This window comes from uncultured Limnohabitans sp. (genome assembly GCF_937889215.1).
Taxonomy (GTDB): Bacteria; Pseudomonadota; Gammaproteobacteria; order Burkholderiales; family Burkholderiaceae_C; genus Limnohabitans_A.
On sequence record NZ_CALBEX010000351.1, the window covers coordinates 1 to 1,528 of the forward strand.

2 protein-coding genes are annotated in these 1,528 nt (G+C 58.8%); one reads left to right on the plus strand and one right to left on the minus strand.

Annotated elements, in window-relative coordinates:
• A partial coding sequence (locus tag Q0341_RS09015; protein ID WP_299512317.1) for an MmgE/PrpD family protein occupies positions 1-1,236 on the plus strand: 1,236 nt, incomplete at its 5' end.
• A gap of 84 nt (positions 1,237-1,320) precedes the next feature.
• On the opposite strand, the gene Q0341_RS09020 is transcribed toward Q0341_RS09015, so the two are convergent.
• Positions 1,321-1,528: hypothetical protein (locus Q0341_RS09020; RefSeq protein WP_299512319.1), on the minus strand; the 208-nt coding region annotated here is incomplete at its 5' end.

Here is a 1,528-nt window from a genome sequence, read left to right on the forward strand (position 1 = left end):
GGCTGCGCCGTGGGCGCCACTGGCCACGAGGCCGCCGATGCTGCTTTGGCCGCTGTGCAGGTGCTGCAGCCCGCAGCGCAAGCCAGCGTGCTGGGCCGCGTCACCAAAGTGGACATGGCCAGCGCGGCCTTGCTCAATGGCATTACTTCGCACACGTTTGATTTTGACGACACCCACCTCAAAACCATCATCCACCCAGCCGGTCCAGTGGCCTCGGCCATTTTGGCGCTGGCTGAGCACCAGCAGTCTACTGGCCGTGAAGTGATCGACGCGTTGGTCATTGGCATTGACGTGGCTTGCCGAGTGGGCAACGCCATGTACCCCGACCACTACGACCGTGGCTGGCACATTACCGGTTCTACCGGCACTGTAGGTGCAGCGGCGGCCTGTGCCCGCCTGCTTAAGCTCAATGAACAGCAAACGGTCATGGCTTTGGGCATAGCAGCTTCGCAGCCCATCGGCATGCGTGAGCAATTCGGTACCATGACCAAGCCCTTCCACCCCGGGGCTGCAGCGCGTGCAGGTCTGATGTCGGCGCTCTTGGCCCAGCAAGGCTTCACGGCCAGCCCGAAAGCGCTGGAAGCACCTCGCGGCATGATGCAAACTGTGTCCATCAAGAACGACTGGAACGAGATCACCCATGAGTTGGGCGAGCGCTTTGAAATTTCGTTCAACAGCTACAAGCCCTTCGCTTGCGGCATCGTGATCCACCCCAGCATCGACGCCTGTGCCCAGTTGCGTGCCAAAGGTGTGCGTCCCGAACAAGTGCAACGCATAGACTTGCGCGTGCACTCCTTGGTGCTCGAACTGACCGGCAAAAAAGAGCCTGTCGATGGTCTCCAAGCCAAGTTCAGCGTTTACCACGGCTGCGCCGCGGGCTTGACCTTTGGCTTCGCCGCCGAGGAAGAGTTCTCTGACCACATCGTGACCCGCGACGACATGGTGGCCTTGCGCCGCAAAGTGGTGGCTACAGTGGACGACTCGATCGACGAAGCCAGCGCCGACGTGACCGCCACCTTGACCGACGGCAGCAAGGTGCATGTGTTTGTGGAGCATGCGATCGGCTCGCTGCAAAACCCAATGACCCAAGCGCTGCTTGAGGGGAAATTTCACGGCTTGAGCGATCCTGTTTTGGGGCAATCTCAAACCACGGATTTGATCAAGGCCTGCTGGGCGATTGGTAACGCTTCCAATGTGCAGTCCATCATTCATTTGGCCACGCCCAAAGCCGCGTAAGTACAAATCCCGGTAGTTTCGCGCCTTTTGGCATCTCAATCGGAAGTCTGGCGATCGACACAGGGCCCTGTGTCAATCGCTTGTTCAAAGCCGTTCGTCGTCCGACTCAAGATCGTTTGGGCTGGTTGTTTTCAAATGCCCTAAGGCTAGGGGCATGATGGTCCGCAGCACGTATTGCAATCGGCTGCGTGTGATTGTTGTCACGATGGCATGACTTTTCATGAACAGCACCGTTTTGCCACCGCTCATGAGCTGCGACAAACGCTCTCCCTCAGACAAATCAGCGGCCAGT